We start from the raw sequence: 21755 nt of genomic DNA, 5'->3' as shown, positions 1-21755 counted from the left end.
CTTCATTGTACTCACCTCTTCTGATTTGAAGGAAAAGGCACCCCATCATAACGATGCGATGCCTTTTCATCTTATTGTACTATATGATTCAGTTGTTTTCATTATGTTTCCATCTCAGACTGTGAGGGGAAAGGAAAATGGATAATACAGGATAATCCGTTTATCGAATGTAGTTCATTGGGTCAACGGCATTAGACTTACTGGAATTCCATGAACCTTTGTGAATTTCAAAGTGTAAATGTTGTCCAGTAGAATGTCCGGAGTTACCCATTGTACCTAAATAAGTGCCTTGACTTACCGTTTGACCAGTAGATACTGCGCGATTTTGTAAATGAGCGTAAACAGTCGTGTACATCTGTCCGTTAATACTATGTGTGATGAACACTACATTACCGTATGAATCTGAGTGATAAGATCTTAACACAGTACCATCAGCTGCCGCTGATACAGGGTTACTGCCACCTTGAGCAATATCAATTCCCGCATGGAATGTGCCCCAACGTTGTCCTAGTCCAGATGTAATTGGACCTGCTGCAGGCTTAATGAAAGATGCGTTACTTGATGGTGCTGGTGCCGGTTCTGGTGCTGGTGTTGGCGCCGGTGCTGAGTTTGAACTGCTTGAGTTACTTGAACTGCTGGAATTACTTGAGCTTGAAGCTGCTTCTTTTTTAGCTTTTGCCGCTGCTTCTGCTTCAGCCTTTTCTTTTGCCGCTTTAGCTGCAGCTGCTTTGCGCTCTTCTTCAGCTTTACGAGCTGCTTCTTCCGCACGTTTGATTTCTTGTTTGACAGCTGTTTCTTGGGCAGAAAGAATTTCAGCCGTTTCATTTAAGTCCATCATGTGGTTATGAAGTTCGCCTTCTTCTTCTTCAAGAGACTTCATTAACTTATCTTTTTGTGCTTTTTTAGAATCAAGATCTGCTTTAAGATCCTCAAGCTCTGCTTTATTTTCTTCAAGAGAAGCTAACTTATCTTCCACTTGAGCTTTCTTTTCTTCAACGGCTTCCTTGTCTGCTTTATGCTCTTCAAGAATTTTCTTATCTTGATCGGCGATCGTATTTAGAGCAAGAACGCGCTCTACTAAATCACTGAAATCTGTTGCTCCTAGAAGCACTTCCATGTAGTCAACCGTTCCGCCACCGTTTTGTTGCATGGAACGAACACGGTCTTTCAGAAGTTTATCACGTTCAGCAATGCGTTCTTCCAATGCTTTAATTTCATCTTTTAATTGATCAATTTCAGTATTTGTTTCTTTAATTTCTTGCTCTTTTGCTGTGATTTTTTCGTCAGTTTCAGCTACTTCTTTGTTAAGCTTCTCAATTTCCGCTTGAACGTCTTCTTGCTCTGCTTTTACATCAGCAAGTTCAGATTCCTTTTTCTGCAACTCTTTTTCATTTGACGACTGCTTTTCTTTAACATTATTAAGTTGTTCATCAAGATTCTCTGCACTAGCTGTTTGTGGAAGTGCTGCTGACAGTCCACTTAATCCTAGTGTTATTGTTAGAGCTGTTGCCATTATTTTTTGCTTCAATCTTTGTTCCTCCCCCAAAATAGATCAATCTATTTATCTGTTACTCTTTTCATTTAAACTTTTAAGAATTTACGCATTGACGTAAGACTTCCCCATACGCCAATAATGACACCGAGGACAATTAACAACCCAGATAGCTGATAGACAAACGGTGTTACTGGTAGTAAATCGATAAATAAAGTCGGAAAACGATTCGCTATTAACTCAATTAAATAGTAGTATCCATAGATTAGAATTCCTATTGGAATAATTGAGCCGAAGATCCCGATCAGAATACCTTCTATTAGAAACGGCCAGCGAATAAACCAATTAGTCGCTCCTACTAGTTTCATAATTTCAATTTCATGACTTCTGGCAACAATTGTTAGTTTAATTGTGTTAGAAATGAGGAACATTGCTGTGAATAGTAATCCAACGACAAGTGCTAGTCCAACATTTCGTGCAATTTCAAGTACTTTAAACAGTCGATTAACCGTGTCTTCAGCAAATTCAACGTCTTGTACATTATCTAGCTGCTGAATTTGTTTTGCCACATCATTAACATCTTGAGGATCCGTGGTTTTAACTAAGAACGCATCGCTTAGAGGATTTTCTTCTTTTAGCGATTCAAAAACCTCTCCATTATCTCCGAGGTTCTCAATTAAATTATCCAATCCTTCTTCTTTAGATTGAAAAGTAACTGTTTCAACTCCTGAAATGTTCTCAATGCTTTCCTTTAGTTCATCCTGCTGGTCTTGCTTCGCAGTTAAATCGATGAACGCACTGATTTCAACATCGCTCTCAAGTTGATCCCCAAATGCTTTTAAATTCAGAAGCAGCGCGAGACACACCCCAACGAGAAGGAGCGTAACGGTCACTGCAGAAATAGAAGCGAAAGTCATCCAGCCATTTCGTCCAAGGTTCTTAAAACCCTCTTTTCCGTGTCGACCAAACGTTTTAATTTTCATACCCGTATTCACCTCTTGCTTCATCACGGGTTACTAAACCACCATCAATTGCAATAACACGTTTTCTGAATGTATTCACAATATCTTTATTATGGGTTGCCATAATAACAGTTGTACCGCGATTGTTGATTTGATCAAGTATATCCATAATGCCCCATGCTGTTTCTGGATCCAGATTCCCCGTTGGTTCATCTGTAAGCAGAATGTGAGGGTTATTGACGATCGCTCTTGCTATTGAAACCCTCTGCTGTTCTCCTCCAGAAAGTTCGTCCGGAAGGAATCTTGCTTTGTTTTTCAAATTAACGAGACTCAACGTTTCCATGACTCTCTTGCGCGTATTTGCTTTGCTTTCTTCGATGACTTCAAGAGCAAAAGCGACGTTCTCATAAACTGTTAGCCTTGGTAAAAGCTTGAAATCCTGAAAAACAACGCCGATTTCGCGGCGTAGCTTAGGCACATGCTTATTCTTTAATTTGCCAACGTCTTTTCCATTAATAACGATTGTTCCACTTGTAGCCTTTTCTTCCCGGTACATCATTCTCATAAAGGTAGATTTACCAGCACCACTTGGCCCAACTATGTAAACAAACTCGCCTTTATCAATCTTAATATCAATTCCGTTAATCGCTTTAATGCCATTGTTATACGTTTTCCAAACATCTTTCATTTCGATCAAATTGTACCACTTCCTACTTGCTTAAATTCTCGATGCAAATTCTTAGGAGTAAGGTTCTTATTGATAGTTCGTTTTTGAATTAGTTCCTTTACATCTGAAGATATTATAACAAACAAATTCGCTATTTTAAGACAAATTTTTATTACATTTTTGTTTCAAGAACGTTCAATATGACATCTTCTGCAATAATGCATTAATAATCAATAGAATCTTACACAATTTCGCTCTATATTTCGGGAGATAATAAATGGATGGTTGGATGTAAAAAAGGTTATTATTTTAGCGTATCAAAAAAGCACTCTATTCGAGTGCTTTCACCATTATTTCATATCCGCTAGCCAAGAAGCTAAATTTTCTTCTTGTTCTGTATCTCCTCTTAGAATGTTTCCAGGCATTTGGCCCTTCCCATTCTGTATCACCGCTAGGATTTCATCTTTTGATAACCGAGAGCCTATGTCCGAAAGCTTTGGACCTACTTTCCCTTGAAGGTTTTCACCATGACAACTCAAACAATTCGTTTGATAAGTCGCTTCTGCAGCTGATGCATCATATTCTCCGGACGACTCTTCTGCATTTTCAGAAGCGTTGTTTGAAGAACTGTCATTACTGCTTTCATTTTCACTGTTTCCTCCACCACACGCTGCAAGGCTAAAAAGTAAGACAACTGCAAATAAAATCCCGATCCATTTCTTCATAATTCCACCCTTTTCCAATCTTTTTCTATACTATTACCGGGTTATTCTCTTTTAAAACCTTCTCCTAACACTTCAGTTGCATTCGAAACAATAACAAACGCTGACGGATCAACGCCTTTTACTAGCTCTTTTAGCTTTGTAACTTCATTTTGCGCTACAACCACCATAAGGATTGGTCGTTTATCGTTTGTGTAACCACCCTGACCAGATATTCTCGTTACTCCTCGATCAATGACAGTAATGATTCCTTCTCGCAACTCTTCTTCTTTATCTGAAATAATGAGGGCCATTTTTGAGTAACCAAGACCCAGCTGAACAACATCAATCGTTTTACCTGTTAAGTACATCGCAATCAGGGCATAAAGAGCTTCTTCAAGGCTAAAGACAAATGCTGATGCCACGACAATCAGCCCATCAATCATAAAGACACACGTACCAAGTGAAACGCCCGTATACTTATTCACGATCTGAGCAGCAAGATCAGTCCCACCTGTTGAGGCTTTTCCTCTAAACACAATTCCTAAACCAATACCGACACCTAAACCACCGAACAAAGCACCTAATAAAGGGTCGGTTGTCGCGGGTTCAACATTTTCAGTTAACTTTACGACAAAAGGGAGGAAAAGTGTTCCCACCAATGTTTTGGGACCATATTTTTTACCAAGAAAAATCAAGCCGCTAATAAACAACGGGATGTTAAATGCCCACTGTACATAAGCTGGTTTCCAATCAAAAACCCCTTTTGTAATTGTACTGATTCCACTCACTCCACCAGAAGCAATACTATTAGGAAGAAGGAAAAGATTAAAGGCGATCGCTACGATGGCTGACCCAACCATAACGCTTACATATTCCAATATCCGATGATAAGGTGAAACTTTTCTCGCTGTAAACTTCGCTAACGTTGCTATCATAACTCTACTCACTCACTTACTTCTATGATTTTCGTCACTGCTTATCCATAAGCCAAAGCCTTTCGTAGTATATCACCGGGTTTATAGGGTGTAAACCGCATTGTAGCAGCGCGTTATCAGGTTGAAGTGCTCTTCTATTCTTTCTTACTTTGCCCCATTTCCTTCAAATCATCATTGCAAGTATTTCCTGTTAAAATAGGAAAAAGCCCTTCTTTCGGCAGAAGGGCTTTTCCTTAATTATGATCATTTAAACGAGATCGCAAGAACGCATCGATAAAAGGATCAAGATCCCCATCCATGACAGATTGAGTGTTTCCGACTTCCATATTTGTACGATGGTCCTTCACCATACTATAGGGGTGGAAAACATATGAACGAATTTGACTACCCCAACCAATTTCTTTTTGCTCGCCGCGAATTTCATCAAGCTCCGCTTCTTGTTCTTCAATTTTTAGTTGATATAGCTTTGCTTTCAACATTTTCATCGCTTGTTCGCGGTTTTTTATTTGTGAGCGTTCTCCCTGACAACTCACAACAACATTTGTTGGAAGGTGCGTAATTCGAACAGCAGAGTCCGTCGTATTAATGTGCTGTCCGCCAGCTCCACTTGCACGATACGTATCAATTTTCAAATCTTCGGTACGAATATCAATTTCAATTTCATCGTTAAATTCAGGCATCACTTCACAAGAAACAAACGATGTGTGACGTCGACCACTTGAGTCAAAAGGTGAAATACGAACAAGGCGATGAACGCCTTTTTCAGCTTTCAAATAGCCGTAAGCATTATGACCTTTAAAGTTTAGGGTAACGCTTTTCACGCCTGCCTCATCGCCTGGAAGATAATCAAGTGTCTCCACTTTAAAACCTTTTTTCTCGCCATAACGTGTGTACATCCGAAGAAGCATCGATGCCCAGTCCTGAGATTCCGTACCGCCTGCACCTGGGTGTAGTTCAAGGATGGCGTTATTCTTATCATGTTCTTCACTTAACAGAAGCGTTAATTCGAATTGATTCACCGCTTTTTTTAGATCCTTAATTTCAACTTCAAGATCTTCAAATAGCTCCTGATCGTTCTCTTCCTTCACTAATTCATAAGAAACTTCAAGGTTCTCATAATTTTCTTGAAGTGAATCAAATTCATTTACTGCTTCTTTTAACGAATTGGATTCGTTGATCACTTTTTGAGCAGCATTCTGGTCATTCCAGAAGTCTGGATCTGTCATCTGAATATCTAGTTCATCAATCCGGGCTCTCTTATTTTCGAGGTCAAAGAGACCCCCTAAAATCATTTAGTCGTGTTTCAATTGTATTTAGTTCGCTTCTAATTTCATGCATTTCCATCGTTTGCACCTCAAGTTTTTCGTTATTTTACATAGAATAGGCAGGTGTTCAGCTTTGAACACCTGCCCGGCATTATTCTGCTTTGCCGTGACAATTCTTATATTTCTTGCCACTTCCACAAGGGCAAGGGTCGTTTCTACCGATGTCCTGTTTTTTCTTCACAGGTTTTGGCTTCGAACTTACTTCTTCTTTTGGATTTACGGCTTTTCCTTCTGCTACTTTTTCTCGCTTCAAATTGCTTTCAATTTGAGCTCTCATGATATAGGTCGATACTTCTTCTTCGATCTCAGTAACCATATCTTCGAACATTTCGTATCCTTCGAATTGATATTCACGAAGAGGATCGTTCTGTCCGTAAGCTCTTAGGTGGATACCCTGGCGCAGTTGATCCATCGCATCAATGTGATCCATCCATTTGCGATCCACGCTGCGAAGAAGAATCACTTTTTCGAATTCACGCATGCGTTCAGGTTCAAACTCTGCTTCTTTGTCATCGTAGTTTACTTTCATTTTCTCAACGAGAAGTTCTACAATTTCTTCCTTATCAAGGGCTTTAATATCTTTCACTGTTACTTGACCTTCCTGAAGGAAAATTCCTTTCGCATGATCAAGGATAGCCTGGTGATCCCACTCTTCTTGAATGTCTTCATCACCTGTGTGAGCATCTACAATTCGCGTAATGACAGAGGTTAGCATTGTTTCAACAATCTCGCGTAAATTATCTGACTCAAGTACTTCCGCACGCTGAGCATAAATAATCTCACGCTGCTGTCTCATGACATCATCGTATTGAAGAAGCTGTTTACGTGCATCATAGTTGTTTCCTTCAACGCGTTTTTGAGCTGATTCGACAGCTCTCGATACGAGCTTCGATTCAATCGGCTGGTCCTCTTCCATTCCGAGGCGGTTCATCATGTTCATCATATTATCTGAACCGAATCTTCTCATCAGTTCATCTTCCATTGAAATGTAGAACCGTGATTCACCAGGGTCACCTTGACGACCTGAACGTCCACGCAGCTGGTTATCAATTCTACGACTTTCATGACGTTCTGTGCCTAGAATGAAAAGACCACCAAGATCTAATACGCCAGCTCCAAGCTTGATGTCTGTTCCTCGCCCTGCCATGTTCGTTGCAATCGTAACAGAACCTTTTTGGCCTGCAGACTCAATAATCTCCGCTTCTCGCGCATGGTTCTTTGCGTTTAAGATGTTATGTGGAATGCCACGTTTCTTTAAGAATTGTGAGATTAACTCTGAAGTTTCAACTGCAACTGTACCAACTAATATAGGTTGTCCCTTTTTATGGCGCTCCTCAATTTCTCTAGCAAGGGCCTGGAACTTACCATTCGTTGATTTGTACACAAGATCTGGATAATCCATTCGAGCAATTGGTTTATTTGTCGGAATTGCAATAACATTCATATTGTATATGTTACGGAATTCTTCTTCTTCTGTTTTCGCAGTACCAGTCATCCCAGAAAGCTTCTCATACATTCTAAAGTAGTTTTGGAATGTAATTGTTGCAAGCGTCATACTTTCACGCTGAATGACTAAACCTTCTTTTGCTTCAATCGCCTGGTGAAGCCCATCACTATAGCGGCGGCCCGCCATCAAACGACCAGTAAAGGAGTCAACAATCACCACTTCTTCATCCTGAACGACATAATCCATATCAAGCTGCATAATGAAGTTCGCTTTCATCGCCTGGTTAATGTGATGATTCAATTGAACATGCTTGTAATCATAGAGGTTTTCAATTGAGAAGAATTTCTCTGCTTTAGTAATCCCATCTTCGGTTAATTGGACATTCTTTGTTTTAATATCGACATTATAGTCATCTTCTTCTTTTAACGTTCTAACAAATTGATTGGCTTGAATGTATAGCGTTGTGGATTTCTCTGCACTACCAGAAATAATAAGCGGTGTTCTCGCTTCATCTATTAGGACAGAGTCAACTTCATCGATAATGGAATAATGAAGAGGGCGCTGTACCATCTCTTCTTTGTATAGGACCATGTTGTCTCGTAAATAGTCAAATCCAAATTCATTATTTGTTCCATACGTAATATCTGCAGCATACGCTTCTGCTTTCTCTTCTTTTGAAAGACCGCTAATGTTTAATCCTACTGTTAAACCAAGGAAATGGTAAAGTTCACCCATTTCTTCCGCATCACGCTTCGCAAGGTATTCGTTGACCGTAATAACGTGAACGCCTTTACCAGTTAACGCGTTAAGGTAGACAGGCATTGTCGCACTTAGCGTTTTACCTTCACCTGTTTTCATTTCAGCAATGTTTCCTTCATGGAGGGCGGCTGCTCCCATAATTTGTACAGGGAACGGGCGCATACCTAGAACGCGATCTGATGCTTCGCGTACAGTGGCATACACTTCTGGTAACATTTTATCGAGCTTTTCACCTTTTTCAATTCGTTCTTTATATTCTTCCGTTTTGTTACGAAGCTGATCGTCTGATAACTGCTTCATTTGATCTGAAAAAGCTTCCACTTGATCTGCAATCTTTTGCAGGCGGGTTATCTGACGTTCATTGCCGTTTGGTATAATCTTCCGTAATAAACCTTTCATAGAAACGCTCCTCTTTTGTTGTCAGTAGAGTGCTATCATATAACTATACTTAGAATTTTATATACTATGTAGCTATTTTAACAATTAGTTGCGAGAGGCACAAGAAAGTAAAAAAAGCTCGCAGTCTGAAATACTATATTAATGAAAGAAAGAAAAAATTTTCTTACATAAGTAAAGAGCAGAGGTTATCCCCCTGCCCTAGTTTATATTTATTCGTTAGTCTTGTTCGATTAGGCCGTATTTTCCATCTTTACGGCGATAGACAACACCAGTGCTTCCTGTCACTGCGTTTGAGAAGACGAAGAAGCTATGACCTAGCATGTCCATTTGAAGAATGGCTTCTTCTACGTCCATTGGTTTAAATGTAAATCGCTTCGTTTTGACAACTTGCAGATCATCATCCTCATCCATGTCAGCTTCAGCGACACTCGTCGTTGTTGGGTTAAGTTCATCGCGGAACATATATTTTACGCTACCTTCCTGACGGAATTTGCGATTAACTTTCGTTTTATGTTTGCGAATTTGACGCTCAAGTTTCTCAACAACCAAATCAATTGCTGCATACATATCCTGATGCTCTTCTTCTGCTCGAAGTAGAAGGTTTGGCATTGGAATCGTAACTTCGATCATTTGCTGATCGTTATAAACCTTCATATTTACATGAACATCAGAATTAGGTGGAGTATCGAAATACCTTTCAAGTTTACTTACCTTCTTCTCAGTGTATTCTCTCATTGCAGGTGTAACTTTAATGTTTTCACCACGGATGTTGAAATTCATCATGTGGCACTCCTCCTTCCATGCTATACCTCTATTATTCGTTATACCCATATCATTCCCCTCTATAAACTTTAAAAAAACTCATTTATTTTTACGTTTTTTTCACAAAACATCCTAAAATACGACAATTTTTAACAACGCTACTCATTACTTCCTTTTTTATCTCACATTCTTCTTAAAAAATGGAAAAATAAAAAGCCCTTATCCAATTGGATAGGGCTTTAAGCGTTTGTTTAATTAAGATACTTTTTCTACATTAGCAGCTTGTGGCCCACGAGCGCCTTCAACAATCTCGAATTCAACTGTCTGACCTTCTTCTAGAGACTTGAATCCTTCACCAGTGATTGCTGAGAAATGGACAAATACGTCGTCGCCATCTTCTCTTTCGATAAATCCAAAACCTTTTTCATTGTTAAACCATTTTACTTTTCCCTGCATCTTGTTCAACATTCCCTTCAGAAATCTTCATGGCAGTGCCATACATTTACTATACGTGGGAGCCTAAACCCTGTCAAAGGGGTTTTTTTGTTGATTAAACTCGAATGAAGGCGCTTTCTATAAAAGTTATCGACACAACCTTATCCCCTACTTAATGTAAGTGAATAAACGTTAGATGCCCCCGCATTTTTAAGTGTAAATGCTGCATAATGGATCGTCGTTCCTGTCGTATAAATATCATCCAGTAAAAGAAGCTTTTTCCCCACTACATTTGCCCCTTCTACGATTTGGAACATTTCTTTTTCACGGTTTATCCTCATTTCTCTGGTACGTTTACTCTGCTTCTCTTCATTTTTTGTTCTCATTAATGGAGAGTCTTGAACAAATCTCGTGCCCTCGATCCACACCTCACATTGATTAAACCCTCTTTCATACATCCTCTCCTCACTTGCAGGCATTGGGATGACTTGATCTATGAACGAATAAGAACTTTTTAACTCACGATGGATTAAACTTGAGAATACTCTTCCTACTTCAACATCTCCTCTAAATTTATAAAGCGCAAGAATTTTCTTCAAAAAATCATTGTACTCGAAAAAGGATTTGTTATGAGTAAGGACCTCATCCCATCCCCTTTCTCCCCATCTCACACAGTCAGAACATTGTTTTCCTTCAACAAACCTAGATTCGATTTGTTGAAGTGAACGCCCGCATTTTAAACAAAGTGGCCCTACAATAGGAAGAAGTTGATTTCGACACGTTTCACAGCAAGGAAGATTGTTTTTCCTTCTAAACAAAAGCTGCCATGAAAGTTGATTGCTAGTATCCTCTCCACACAATGAGCATCGGTCTAATGTAGCCACCCTTTCTCCTCCGCTTCCTGATTCATTTTTCGAATATGCCGTATTGCCGCTATCATCGCATTTGTTTTACCGTAATGAAAAAATGTAACATCTCCTTCTGGATAAGAAGCGCTTCTTCCAGCTCTTCCGGCAATTTGTACGAGAGCACTTTCTGTAAAAACACCATCCTCCGCTCCTACTACAGCTACTGCAATATTCTCAATCGTTATCCCGCGTTCAAGTATGGTAGAAGATAGTAAGATCGGAATTTCTCTCCTTCGAAACTGAAGAACCTTTTCAGTGCGGTTTGGATCCTCTGAGTGAACGGCTTCACAAAGAAGCCGCTGTTCGTCAAAAACGCATTTTACTTTTTCAATGATTTTGATGGAAGGAAAAAACAGCAATACTGGTTTTTGAGCATTCATTTGTTTTTTAATCCAATCTATCAGAGTATAAGGAATCTGCCCTTTTTCAATTTTCTTTCGCCAATTCCCGCTCCATTGTAAAGTAGGAACTGGTAATGGATAGCCGTGATACCGAGAAGGAATTCGCACCACATTTAGTGTTTCTTGATTTAAAAAGCTTTTAGATGGTGTTGCTGTTAGATAAATGAGTGACCCACTTTGTTTTCGTGCTTTGTTTACATGAAAGCGGAGAGATGGATCAACGCTATATGGAAAAGCATCTACTTCATCAATAATCATGACATCAAAACAATTCTTAAATCGAATGAGCTGGTGAGTGGTTGAGATAACAAAAGAAGAATTGGGGTCTGAATGTCCCGCATAGAGCGGAGAAACCGTAAGTCCTGGAAAGACTTTTTGCAATCGTGGGGCTAACTCTAAAACAACATCTGTCCTTGGAGTAGCTATACATACCGATTTATGTTGAGAAAGGGCATATGCCAATCCATGAAAAAGCACTTCTGTTTTACCACTGCCACAAACGGCCCAAATAAGAACCGAATGATTGTTTTGAATAGCCCTAATCACTGCATGAGATGCCTCTTGTTGCCCTTCAGATAGCTTCCCGAACCACTGTAACGTTAGGTTTTCTATTGGTTCATACTGGCGGCTCGGTGCGGAATACAAGGGGGAACAAGAGGTAACTTTCCCCATGATGATGCAATTTCGACAATATTGGCAGCTCGCCCTTTGACACCTTGCACAAGAAAATGATGAAAATGTATGATTCCCACATCGCATACACATCTCTCTTCCATGAAGTGTTTGAATGCCAGGCTCTAATTGAAGATAGCCATTAACATAGTGGGCATGAAGTTCTTGAAGGGAAAAGGGGATTTCATCTCGCAATAAATGTCTTCCTGAAAGAAAATGAATGATCTTCCTATTCGGTTTAAACCGCTGATTGATTGGTAGTTGAGGGAGGGAAGGATAGTGGCTAATCGGGAAAAATTCGGGGAGCTTAGAAGACTGATAAAGAAATTCAGGTACGATAATCTCCTTATTGTTGAATAAATCGGAAGCAAATCTCATTGATTTGCTTCCATATACAATTTCATGATCATACGCGGTACCAGCCCAGGCCAAGCGCACCTTCCCCAAGGTGAGTTGCTATAACAGGGCCAAAGTAACTTAAAATGATGTTTACATTCGTATACTTTTCTTCTAGTTCAGCTTTTAGACTTTCTGCTTCATCCTTGTTTGTTGAATAAATTAATGTCGCATTTATCAGGTCGCCACCTCTTGCCGCCTCATCAAATAGCGTCATGATTTTATTGAGCGCTTTTTTTCGCGTTCTAATTTTTTCATACGGTACGATTTGTTTATCCTCAAAGGTTAGCACTGGCTTTATTTGAAGAAGACTCCCGACAACAAGCTGCGCGGCATTTAACCGTCCTCCTCTATGCAAATGACTAAGATCATCGACAAGAAAATAAGCGTTCGTTCCCTGACTCTTAATTTTTTGAAGTCTACTTAGGATCTCTTTACTTCCAAATCCATCTTGAGCCATACGGGCCGCTTCCAAAACATAAAACCCTTGCATCATACAGCTGATTTCAGAATCAAAAACGTATACGTCTGCCCCTTCAATCATATCGCCAGCTGAATTGGCGGACTGGTACGTACCGCTAATACCACTCGATAACGTAATGGTGATTATTTCATCGTGTGTACGCGCCAATGTTTCATACGTTTCAACAAAACTTCCGATCGAAGGCTGTGAGGTTTTAGGTAGAATATTTTCCTTTTTCACCTTTTCAAAAAAATCATCTGCTTGAATTTCTTTTTCTTCTAAATATGATTCGTTATCAAATATCACGCTAAGTGGTACCATCGTTATTTCGTACTCGGTTAGCATCGATTCAGGTATATAAGCGGTACTATCTGTTACAATAGCAACTGTTTTCATATAAACGCCTCTTTTCAATCTATTAAATATTTCAACTAGTTTTCATTAAACCCATTCAAGTTAATGATAGAGCATTTCCCCCTTATTGCCAATAAGAGCTTATAGTATTTTTCACATATTTTGTCAACCATTATCCCCCATATTTTTTAATATAAATGTCGCAAAATGAATGTTTTAGTAAATTAGGCAGGGTTTCTGTTACATGATTGTAACCTTATATTCATCGTCCTGTTATCTCAATCATGTAAACTAGCAATCGTGATAGAGAAAATAAAAGGTTTAAACTTATAAATCAGGGGGAATTACAATATGTTTAAGAAAGTCGTGATCACTACTACACTCGCAGGTACTCTTTTGCTAGCACCAAACGTAAGTGAAGCAGCTTTAGGCGACCGTACCCTATACAATGGCATGAGCAACTCTGACGTAACTGAACTTCAAAACGTTCTTGACGATAAAGGTTATTTTGACTACCATACAGCAACAGGATATTTTGGCAACATTACTGAAGAAGGCGTTCGTGACTTTCAGCGCAGTGCAGGAATTGGCGTTGATGGCGTTGTTGGACCACAAACAGTAAGCGCATTAAAAGGCGCAGCAGTTTCTAAATCAAGTAGTTCTTCGAATACATATAGCGGAACACTTCGTTATGGTGACCGCGGATCAAGTGTAACAAGCCTACAAAACCAGCTTAAGTCTAAAGGTTATTACAGCTATTCTGTAGACGGCATTTATGGTTCCATTACACAACAAGCTGTTCGTAATTTCCAAAGTGCTAACGGGCTTAGCGTAGATGGAATTGCTGGTTCAAACACATTTGCAGCTCTTAATGGTTCTTCGGTTAGCTCATCTTCGTCTTCACAAGTAAAGAGTGCATCAACATCTAACTCTTCTGTCGTGTCAATCGCGAAGCAATACATGGGTGTACCTTATGTTTGGGCAGGAACTTCTCCATCTGGATTCGACTGCAGCGGCTTCTTACAATACGTATATAATAAAGCTGGAACTTCCATTCCACGTACTGTAGCTAGCATTTGGGACGCAACAGATAAAGTTTCTTCTCCTTCTGTTGGAGATCTTGTGTTCTTTGAAACATACAAATCTGGCCCATCCCACGCTGGAATTTACATCGGTAACGGTCAGTTCATCCACTCTTCTTCTTCTTACGGAGTAACAATTAGCAGCATGGATAACTCTTACTGGGCACCACGTTACCTTGGAGCAAAACGCGTATAATGCATACAAAAAGAACCTCACTTCGAGGTTCTTTTTTTGTCTTCTTTTTATTTATAAAAAAAAGGCGCGCATCAGCGCACCTTTACCCAGCCTTTTTTGATTGCCTCTACGACGGCTTGCGTTCGGTCATTTACGTTCATTTTCTGCAAAATATTCGATACGTGGTTTTTTACTGTTTTCTCACTAATGTAAAGATCTTCACCGATCGAGCGATTGCTTTTTCCATCTGTAAGTAACTGCAGCACTTCACATTCTCGTCGTGTCAAAATGTGTAGCGGTTTGCGGTACTCCACTTCCTTATACCCAATTTGTGTAGAAGGTCTTTTTCCTTCCGTAGCGAGTCGACGATACTCATTCACAAGATTATGCGTCACTTTTGGATGAATGTAAGCTCCTCCAGAAGCGACAACTTTAACGGCTTCAACTAGCGAATTTGCATCCATCTCTTTTAATAAATAGCCCGCAGCACCAGTCTTTACCGCGTGGGTGACGTACGTTTCGTCATCATGGATCGATAAAATAATAACCTTAGTTTCAGGCACTTGTTCGATCAGCTGTCTCGTAGCTTCAACGCCGTTTACATGTGGCATATTAATATCCATTAAAACAACATCAGGCTTATTTTCTTCAACAAGACGAAGCGCTTCGTCTCCATCATCACCTTCAGCAATCACTTCGAAATCATCTTCCATATCCAAAATACGCTTAACACCTTCGCGGAACAAGCGATGGTCATCTATAATAATAATTTTAGTTTTGGTCTTTGCTGCATACATCTCTTACACGCCCTCCTGTTCATGTATCGGGATTCTTATCAGTATATATGTACCCTTGTTTGGCGTTGATTGAACCTGAATCGTCCCATTTAATAATCCAACACGTTCTTTCATTCCGATTAATCCAAATGATTGATCTTTACGTATGTTCACATCAAAACCAATTCCATTATCTTGAATGGTTACCACAATCTTATCACCATCAAGTTTCAGGTCAACAGTTATTTCAGTTGCTTCAGCATGCTTAAGGGCATTTTGAACAGCTTCTTGAACAAGTCGAAATATAGCCGCTTCTAGGCGAACGTGAAGCCTTTGGATCCCCTCATCATAATCAAAGTAAATGGTTGCCTCTGATCGATCATCTACTTTATTTAAATACTTTAACAATGTTGGCACTAAACCAAGGTCATCAAGCGCCATTGGACGAAGGTCATAAATAAGACGCCTAACTTCTTTTAACGCATCCTCAATCAAAGATTTCATGTCTCTGATCTCTTTGAACGCTTCATCTTTACCCTTTTTCTCATAAATCCGTTCAATTAATTGTGAACGTAATAAGACATTTGCAAGAACCTGGGCAGGTCCATCATGAATTTCTCGTGATAGGCGCTTTCTTTCTTCTTCCTGTGCTTCAATAATTTTAAGTCCATATTCTTGTTTTCGCCTAGCATCCTCGATCACCTCACCGTATTGTCTTAGTTCTCCGCCAAGATAACTAAGAACGGTTGAAATTTGGCTCATAAATGACTCCGCTTTATCCGAGGTGTTTTGAAGAGAAGAAATACGTTGTTCGAGATCCGAAATTTGATCTTTTAGCCGCGTTTCCTTTTCCATACTAACCGAAAGCTTAATTTGCGCTTCTGAGGCCTTTTCATAGGCATTTCGAATTTCTGGCTCTTTGTAGTCCTGAAAGTTCTTACTGATCTTTACAAGCTCTGCACGGGCCACACGGTCCATTTGTAGCCTTTCTTGTCTTAGGCGATGTACGGTTTCCAGTTCTTCTTTTAATAATTGTAGTTGATTATTAACCTTTTGGCACTCGTCATGAGAAAGCTCTCCAATTTCGAACAGTTTTGATTTACTACTATTAATACTCTCCATTGTCCTGTCAAGAATGACATCTAATGAATTTGGATCAAGCCTTTGAAAATCCAAGCTCTTACCCCTCCATTCCTTCAAGGGACGGACGTTTAGAAAAGATAGTCCAAAAGTACTTCTTTTACAAAATTCGTATGTGACCGTCTGTTTATGACTTGAGGATATATATTTGATGGATTAATTTAAGAAACTTATAATAAGAAGGACGCATAAGGAACTCCTTATTTTTCACTCTTAAATAACAATGTTTCCCTATGTACTATTCGATGATAAGATACAAATCCCTTTCATTCACAGGAATGTGCAAGGAATATCTGGAGGTTATTTCTATGCTTACTTCATATTATACCGTTAAAACTGAGGGAGAAAACGAAATTGTGATACAAAAATCTCGCTTTATCGCTCATGTCAAACGAACACCAACAGAAGAAGAAGCTCAAGCATTTATTCAATCCATCAAAAAAAGACACGCTAGTGCCACACACAATTGCTCCGCCTACTTAATTGGTGAACAGGATTTGATTCAGAAAGCAAACGACGATGGTGAACCATCTGGCACGGCTGGTGTGCCAATGCTTGAAGTGCTAAAAAAACGCAAGCTAAAAGACACGACTGTAGTCGTTACCCGTTACTTTGGTGGCATTAAACTTGGTGCAGGCGGTTTAATTCGTGCGTATGGCCAATCTGTCTCCGAAGGGCTAAACGCAACTGGAATCGTTGAGCGAAAGTTGATGACGAAAATAACGACTCAAATTGATTATACTTTACTAGGTAAAGTCGAAAACGAAATCCGTTCATCGAATTATTTATTAGATGAAATTGCTTATTTGGAGAATGTATCGTTCACCGTTTTAGTAAATAGTGGGGACGAGGAACTTTTTACAGAATGGATTACGAATTTAACAAGTGGAAAATGTGAAGTTACTATTCATGATCAGTCTTATATCGAAGTAGATGTCGATAATTAGAAAGAAATAGAGGTAAAATTCATAATTAATTTACAAACTTTTTCCCTCATTTGACATTATTTTTGATATCATAATGAAGTATGTGATCTTTGTCGAAGCATATAACTAAGATAATACGAAATAGCATAGTACGCGTTTTCAATTCTGCTATAAAGGGAAATGTGTCATAAATGCTGATAAAGTAGGTGAAAAAATGCCAACCTGGCTTGACCTAAGCATCGCATTCTTAATTGCACTCGTAACAACCATTGCGATTACCCCATTAGTTATTAAATTCGCTATAAAAATCGGGGTAGTTGATCAGCCAAATAACCGAAAAGTTCATAAGAAGTTAATGCCAAGATTAGGTGGACTAGCGATCATTATTGGTTTCTTCTTCGGTTATCTTTACTTATCACAATTTTTTGATACACCATTACGCCTCATTCTAGGTGCCGTTATCATCATCATTGTTGGTGTTCTTGATGATAAATATACCCTATCAGCGAAGGTTAAGTTTATTGCTCAGATATTAGCCGCCATTCTTGTGGTTAGCTCTGGTCTTACAATTGAGTTCGTTTCTCTGCCTTTTATAGGTAAAATTGAACTCGGTATGGCCAGCTACGTTGTTACAATTCTCTGGATTGTCGGGGTAACGAACGCCATAAACCTTATTGATGGACTGGACGGATTGGCTGCTGGAGTTTCAACCATTGCTCTTTCTTCAATTTTTGCCGTAGCGATTTTAAACAACAGTCTATACGTTGCAGCGATTTCTCTTGTATTAATTGGCGGTTCTATTGGATTCCTGGTGTTTAATTTCCATCCTGCTAAAATATTTATGGGAGATACCGGGGCATTATTTCTTGGATACATGATCTCCATTTTATCTGTGATCGGCTTTTTCAAGAGTGTCGCTATTTTTAGTTTTCTATTGCCCGTCTTAATTCTTGCCATTCCTATTTTCGATACATTTTTCGCCATCTTTAGACGTATTAAAAACAAACAAAATATATCTGCTCCAGACAAGGCACACCTTCATCATAATTTGTTAGCTCTAGGATTTGGACATAGAGGAACGGTATTAATGATTTATGTAATGGGGATTTCTTGTGGGGTTGCTGCTGTAGTTTTTACATCATCAACGTTATGGGGATCTTTCTTCATCATCATCTTGCTGTTATTTATGATTCAATTCACTTCTGAATTAGTTGGTCAGTTAAATAATAAGCGTACTCCCCTCATTACCACGATTAAGAAATTGCTTACCCTAATCAATTGAAAAAACAGGCTTTGAATAAATTCAAAGCCTGTTTTTTCTTTTAATCTTTTCTCAAGAATTCTGGAATAAGTAAAAGAGTAACACTAAGCGCAATACCGATTAACAAGCCGAAAATTGTCCTTTGGAGCGGATCGCCAGCCGTTGTTGAAACGGTGACAGGCTTATTGATCACGGTGTCCCGCATGTTCATTAAATTTAATTGTAACTCATAGATGAACTGTTCCTTGTCTACCATTGATTCTGGGCTATCTGGTAGCTCTTGAAGTCTTTTGATCTTCTCATTAAAGAAAGCGGTACGCTCCTCTTTTACTTTATCGCTTTCAGAAATAAATGCTTGTGTAATCTCCATTAATGTATCTGAGACTAACTTTTCATCATTACCATCCAAGCGTAGAGTTAATAATTTACCAGGCTCTTCACCAACAACCAAATTATCGGCAATATCCTCAACTGGCATTGATAAACCATATTCTTCATCTAATTGTCTAAGGTAAGCTACATTCGTTAAAAAGTCCTTCACAGTTACTGGCTCAGTGATTCTGTCATATTCAAAATTCCCAAGTGCGATTTCCGATTTAGCTGAATGACTCACTGGAGATGAATATTCTAATACATAAGAAATACCAGCAGTGAGTATAGGTAATAGTAAAAATAACCAGAAATACTTTTTAAACCTTTCACTAATCGTTTTTGAATATTTTTTTAACATTTCTTTGTTACCTCCTGCACCCCTAGGTGGCTCATTAATTGTTTGTTGGGTAACTTTCGTATTCCTGAAATAATAAGTGATAAACCCAATACTAAAAGCGAAAAGCATCCAGTGATAATTTAAAGTAAGTACGGAACTTGGACTAATACTCGCCATAGCAAACACGATTAGACTAATGGTCAACGTTTGAGCAATCATTTTTTCATTTTTATCCATCGTTCTCTTAGAAATTCGATAGAGTAAAATGAGTAAGGAAAGGTACATCGCAAGGTATCCACCAAATACGATGGCCCCGTAGTTGACTAGAATTTCTCCCCACCAATTATGTACATTGGAAAAGACTCCAATCGGAAAAATCGGCTCATTCTTCAAGAAAAAATCAGCATTACCCGCTCCTACGCCAAAACCCATACTTTCTGCAAAATAATATTGAACGTTTTTCAAGATGTTCGCTCGTATATCAAGAGAGCCTCCTTCACTTCGCTGGAAATTAGTTGAAATGAAGTTTGTCAGTAACGTTATAACTTTATTATAGAATATGAATGATACGGCTATGGCAGATAATACACCACTGAATACAAGAATCCTTCTTGTTGTTTTTTCACTGTAAAGAATAAACCATCCTCCAAAACCGATAAGGATTGAAATATAATTGGCTCTGGAATTCGTAAGGTAAATGAGATAAATGGTTATAACAATTAAAGTAAGCCCAATTAGTTTTATCAGAAGAGGACGACGATGTTTCATGAAAAACCAGACAAAGAACATACTTATCACGAGATAGCTTGCGTAGTCATTTTCATTGCCAAAAACAGCTGTTGGTACTCCCTGCATATAGTATGGTAAGTCGTTGATGCGTGATAAGCTAAGATGTTGCTCTGTAAAATGGTTCCACAGTCCAAGACCTATAAGTCCAATGTAGACAACAATCCATATATAGAAAAAAGCCAAATAATTTTTCATCTCTTTAAAATAGAAAGTAACTAACACAATGAGTGATAATCCTGTAAAAAGATAGAAGAGATTTCTAATTCCGTATGTTATGGACGGCGCCCATGTAAGAGAGAGACATGCATACAAGAACCAGAAAATAAGGAAAACGAATATTGGCTTCGTTCTAATTGATCCCCAATCGAAAAAAGATTTATTTCGTATGTAGATCACTGTACTTATTCCAATGATCAATAGATAAAATACTCTAAAAGGAAAAAGACCTATTGGACCTATATTTAGGACTATAGCGGGTCCAATAAAAGAACTCGCAATTAGAAAATACATAACAGAATCTTTAAACGATAGAGATGAGAAGACACCTTGTCTGATCAACTTCAAAAGTGTGAGAACAAATAGAATACCGACTGCTGTAATGGCAGCTAATTTCTTGTTTTGAATCAGTAATTCAGGGGCTAATAGAAAACTCACTAGAGCAGAAAGAAGTACTGCAATAACGACTTGACTAAACGTCTTTCGAAACAAATAAAGCATCCCATTCATTTGATTCACCTCCTCCTTATGTCTATATCGATTCGGCAAATGCGTGAATCTTTTGACAGGAATTTGTCGAACAATCAAATTAAATCACTTCATATAACATTTTTCAACATGCTTTGCATTTATATCCTTTCAATTGAACGTACCTATCTAGATTAATTCATTCAATACTTTCTTTGATTCAAGGATATTGTTGTATGTTGGGATCGTATTACGATGATCGCGATGCCCAATTAACTGAGGTTTCAAGTGAAAGTAATACTCGTTATCACCAAAGTGTTTTTCGACAAAATTAAGGTAGTCCTGAATATTAGTTTCAATATACACTTCAGCTTTTTTGCCCTCACCAAAAACCAACCCATTCAAATGATTCATAATTGGTAGAAAATAAAATCGAGTTTGCTGAGATTTGTAGTAGTGCAACAAACTCACTTTCTCATTATACACTTCTGTAATATCAAGAATCCGATTAGAATAAACGGGAGAAATCGGATTTTGTACTTCATACATCATTAAATAAACATGATCTAATACTCCATTTTGTTCCTTCGCTAACTCATAAAGCTTTTTACTAACAGCATAATGATCAGTATGAGTATCAATAATTGAAGGGAAGAATACAACATCTGGATTCAATCGACTCATCATAGAACCTAATTCTTCAGTCAAATCTGTTGTTAATAATTCTGAATCACTGGCGCTTAAAAAGTGTAAATGATTTAGTGGAAGTCCAATTTTCTTTGCAACGGTCTCCGCTTCTCTTTTCCGCTCTATCATAATCTCTTCGCCTTGCAAACCTATCGAACCGCGCTTGTTGCTCTGAGTTAGATAAGCAATATGAACTTCTTTTCCTTCTTTTAAATACTTTAAAATCGCCCCGCCACACCCGATCATATCATCATCTACATGTGGAGCTAACACAAGAATTTTTTCGCCCGGAAGGCTTGTTATAAGTTGATTTCTTTCTTCTATTCTTTCTCTATTGGAATTAATAAAATCCTTAGAGAATTTGTTATTCCTACTGTTATATGTTTTTAATAGTAACGGTTTAAGGCTTCGTTTTAACGTTGAAAGCATCCTCTTTCCTCCCTCT

At 38.6% G+C, this 21755-nt stretch carries 19 protein-coding genes; 3 read left to right on the top strand and 16 right to left on the bottom strand.

The annotated features are described in order from the left end of the window. Positions 1-160: 160 nt before the first annotated feature. The 12 genes from LCL91_RS10065 to LCL91_RS10010 form a co-directional block, all read right to left on the bottom strand. On the bottom strand, positions 161-1528 hold the full coding sequence (locus tag LCL91_RS10065) for a murein hydrolase activator EnvC family protein (protein ID WP_224882108.1): 1368 nt from the start codon (positions 1526-1528) through the stop codon (positions 161-163). Between the two features lie 53 nt (positions 1529-1581). Beyond that, positions 1582-2475, bottom strand: coding sequence for a permease-like cell division protein FtsX (ftsX, locus tag LCL91_RS10060; RefSeq protein WP_224882107.1), 894 nt, complete (start codon positions 2473-2475; stop codon positions 1582-1584). Beyond that, on the bottom strand, positions 2465-3151 hold the full coding sequence (gene ftsE, locus LCL91_RS10055) for a cell division ATP-binding protein FtsE (RefSeq protein WP_098445059.1): 687 nt from the start codon (positions 3149-3151) through the stop codon (positions 2465-2467). The genes ftsX and ftsE overlap by 11 nt, the downstream gene beginning before the upstream one ends. 320 nt (positions 3152-3471) lie before the next feature. Continuing rightward, positions 3472-3846, bottom strand: a complete 375-nt coding sequence (gene cccB / locus LCL91_RS10050; protein ID WP_224882106.1) for a cytochrome c551 — start codon at positions 3844-3846, stop codon at positions 3472-3474. A gap of 41 nt (positions 3847-3887) precedes the next feature. Beyond that, positions 3888-4685 (bottom strand): YitT family protein, encoded by a 798-nt coding sequence (locus tag LCL91_RS10045; protein WP_420541528.1) that lies wholly within the window; start codon positions 4683-4685, stop codon positions 3888-3890. A 308-nt stretch (positions 4686-4993) separates the two neighbouring features. Next, a protein-coding gene (gene prfB / locus LCL91_RS10040) for a peptide chain release factor 2 (RefSeq protein WP_224882105.1) occupies positions 4994-6104 on the bottom strand; the annotation gives its coding sequence in 2 pieces (ribosomal slippage) (positions 4994-6031 and positions 6033-6104; 1110 coding nt in all). Positions 6105-6176: 72 nt separating this feature from the next. After that, positions 6177-8690 (bottom strand): preprotein translocase subunit SecA, encoded by a 2514-nt coding sequence (gene secA / locus LCL91_RS10035; RefSeq protein ID WP_224882104.1) that lies wholly within the window; start codon positions 8688-8690, stop codon positions 6177-6179. Positions 8691-8906: 216 nt separating this feature from the next. Then, on the bottom strand, positions 8907-9470 hold the full coding sequence (gene hpf, locus LCL91_RS10030) for a ribosome hibernation-promoting factor, HPF/YfiA family (RefSeq protein WP_159785058.1): 564 nt from the start codon (positions 9468-9470) through the stop codon (positions 8907-8909). Between the two features lie 237 nt (positions 9471-9707). Further along, positions 9708-9908, bottom strand: a complete 201-nt coding sequence (gene cspD / locus LCL91_RS10025) for a cold-shock protein CspD (protein WP_098445063.1) — start codon at positions 9906-9908, stop codon at positions 9708-9710. Between the two features lie 140 nt (positions 9909-10048). Beyond that, entirely contained in the window at positions 10049-10771 is a 723-nt protein-coding gene (locus tag LCL91_RS10020; RefSeq protein ID WP_224882103.1) for a ComF family protein, read from the bottom strand. Beyond that, complete coding sequence (locus tag LCL91_RS10015) at positions 10759-12300, bottom strand: DEAD/DEAH box helicase (protein ID WP_224882101.1); 1542 nt, start codon at positions 12298-12300, stop codon at positions 10759-10761. The genes LCL91_RS10020 and LCL91_RS10015 overlap by 13 nt, the downstream gene beginning before the upstream one ends. After that, a complete protein-coding gene (locus tag LCL91_RS10010) occupies positions 12275-13123 on the bottom strand; it encodes a DegV family protein (RefSeq protein ID WP_224882099.1) in 849 nt (282 codons plus the stop codon). Before LCL91_RS10010 ends, LCL91_RS10015 begins: the two co-directional genes overlap by 26 nt. Positions 13124-13432: 309 nt before the next feature. On the opposite strand from LCL91_RS10010, the gene LCL91_RS10005 reads away from it, so the two are divergent. After that, positions 13433-14359 (top strand): peptidoglycan-binding protein, encoded by a 927-nt coding sequence (locus tag LCL91_RS10005; protein WP_224882097.1) that lies wholly within the window; start codon positions 13433-13435, stop codon positions 14357-14359. Positions 14360-14430: 71 nt separating this feature from the next. Here LCL91_RS10005 and LCL91_RS10000 read toward each other — a convergent pair whose 3' ends face one another. Together LCL91_RS10000 and LCL91_RS09995 are read right to left on the bottom strand one after the other, a co-directional pair. Continuing rightward, the gene (locus LCL91_RS10000) at positions 14431-15135 is read right to left on the bottom strand and encodes a response regulator (RefSeq protein ID WP_159785070.1); all 705 of its coding nucleotides are present in this window, start codon (positions 15133-15135) and stop codon (positions 14431-14433) included. Positions 15136-15138: 3 nt separating this feature from the next. Next, positions 15139-16290 (bottom strand): sensor histidine kinase, encoded by a 1152-nt coding sequence (locus LCL91_RS09995; protein WP_224882095.1) that lies wholly within the window; start codon positions 16288-16290, stop codon positions 15139-15141. 272 nt (positions 16291-16562) lie between these two features. Between LCL91_RS09995 and LCL91_RS09990 the strand changes: the two genes are divergently transcribed. Beyond that, on the top strand, positions 16563-17201 hold the full coding sequence (locus LCL91_RS09990; protein ID WP_224882093.1) for a YigZ family protein: 639 nt from the start codon (positions 16563-16565) through the stop codon (positions 17199-17201). A gap of 193 nt (positions 17202-17394) precedes the next feature. Next, positions 17395-18462: a glycosyltransferase family 4 protein gene (locus LCL91_RS09985; protein ID WP_165997994.1), complete on the top strand. Its 1068-nt coding sequence runs from the start codon at positions 17395-17397 to the stop codon at positions 18460-18462. 40 nt (positions 18463-18502) lie between these two features. Here the strand turns inward: LCL91_RS09985 and LCL91_RS09980 are convergent, their stop codons facing one another. Further along, positions 18503-20665, bottom strand: coding sequence for an O-antigen ligase family protein (locus LCL91_RS09980; RefSeq protein ID WP_224882091.1), 2163 nt, complete (start codon positions 20663-20665; stop codon positions 18503-18505). Between the two features lie 147 nt (positions 20666-20812). After that, positions 20813-21739 carry a PIG-L deacetylase family protein gene (locus LCL91_RS09975; protein ID WP_224882088.1) on the bottom strand — a complete coding sequence of 309 codons (927 nt, stop codon included), beginning with the start codon at positions 21737-21739 and terminating at the stop codon, positions 20813-20815. Positions 21740-21755: the final 16 nt, after the last annotated feature.

This window comes from Guptibacillus hwajinpoensis (assembly GCF_020171785.1).
Lineage (GTDB): Bacteria > Bacillota > Bacilli > Bacillales > Guptibacillaceae > Guptibacillus > Guptibacillus sedimenti.
This window is presented reverse-complemented; position numbering and strand designations above follow the sequence as displayed.

Bases quoted from the DNA above. Each gene is read 5' to 3' on its own strand.
- LCL91_RS10045 (WP_420541528.1), bottom strand. From the start codon at position 4,685: ATGGTTGGGTCAGCCATCGTAGCGATCGCCTTTAATCTTTTCCTTCTT.
- LCL91_RS09975 (WP_224882088.1), bottom strand. From the start codon at position 21,739: ATGCTTTCAACGTTAAAACGAAGCCTTAAACCGTTACTATTAAAAACA.
- LCL91_RS10000 (WP_159785070.1), bottom strand. From the start codon at position 15,135: ATGTATGCAGCAAAGACCAAAACTAAAATTATTATTATAGATGACCAT.
- LCL91_RS09980 (WP_224882091.1), bottom strand. From the start codon at position 20,665: ATGAATGGGATGCTTTATTTGTTTCGAAAGACGTTTAGTCAAGTCGTT.
- LCL91_RS10005 (WP_224882097.1), top strand. From the start codon at position 13,433: ATGTTTAAGAAAGTCGTGATCACTACTACACTCGCAGGTACTCTTTTG.
- LCL91_RS09990 (WP_224882093.1), top strand. From the start codon at position 16,563: ATGCTTACTTCATATTATACCGTTAAAACTGAGGGAGAAAACGAAATT.
- cspD (WP_098445063.1), bottom strand. From the start codon at position 9,908: ATGCAGGGAAAAGTAAAATGGTTTAACAATGAAAAAGGTTTTGGATTT.
- ftsX (WP_224882107.1), bottom strand. From the start codon at position 2,475: ATGAAAATTAAAACGTTTGGTCGACACGGAAAAGAGGGTTTTAAGAAC.
- LCL91_RS10010 (WP_224882099.1), bottom strand. From the start codon at position 13,123: ATGAAAACAGTTGCTATTGTAACAGATAGTACCGCTTATATACCTGAA.
- hpf (WP_159785058.1), bottom strand. From the start codon at position 9,470: ATGAATTTCAACATCCGTGGTGAAAACATTAAAGTTACACCTGCAATG.
- secA (WP_224882104.1), bottom strand. From the start codon at position 8,690: ATGAAAGGTTTATTACGGAAGATTATACCAAACGGCAATGAACGTCAG.
- cccB (WP_224882106.1), bottom strand. From the start codon at position 3,846: ATGAAGAAATGGATCGGGATTTTATTTGCAGTTGTCTTACTTTTTAGC.
- LCL91_RS09985 (WP_165997994.1), top strand. From the start codon at position 17,395: ATGCCAACCTGGCTTGACCTAAGCATCGCATTCTTAATTGCACTCGTA.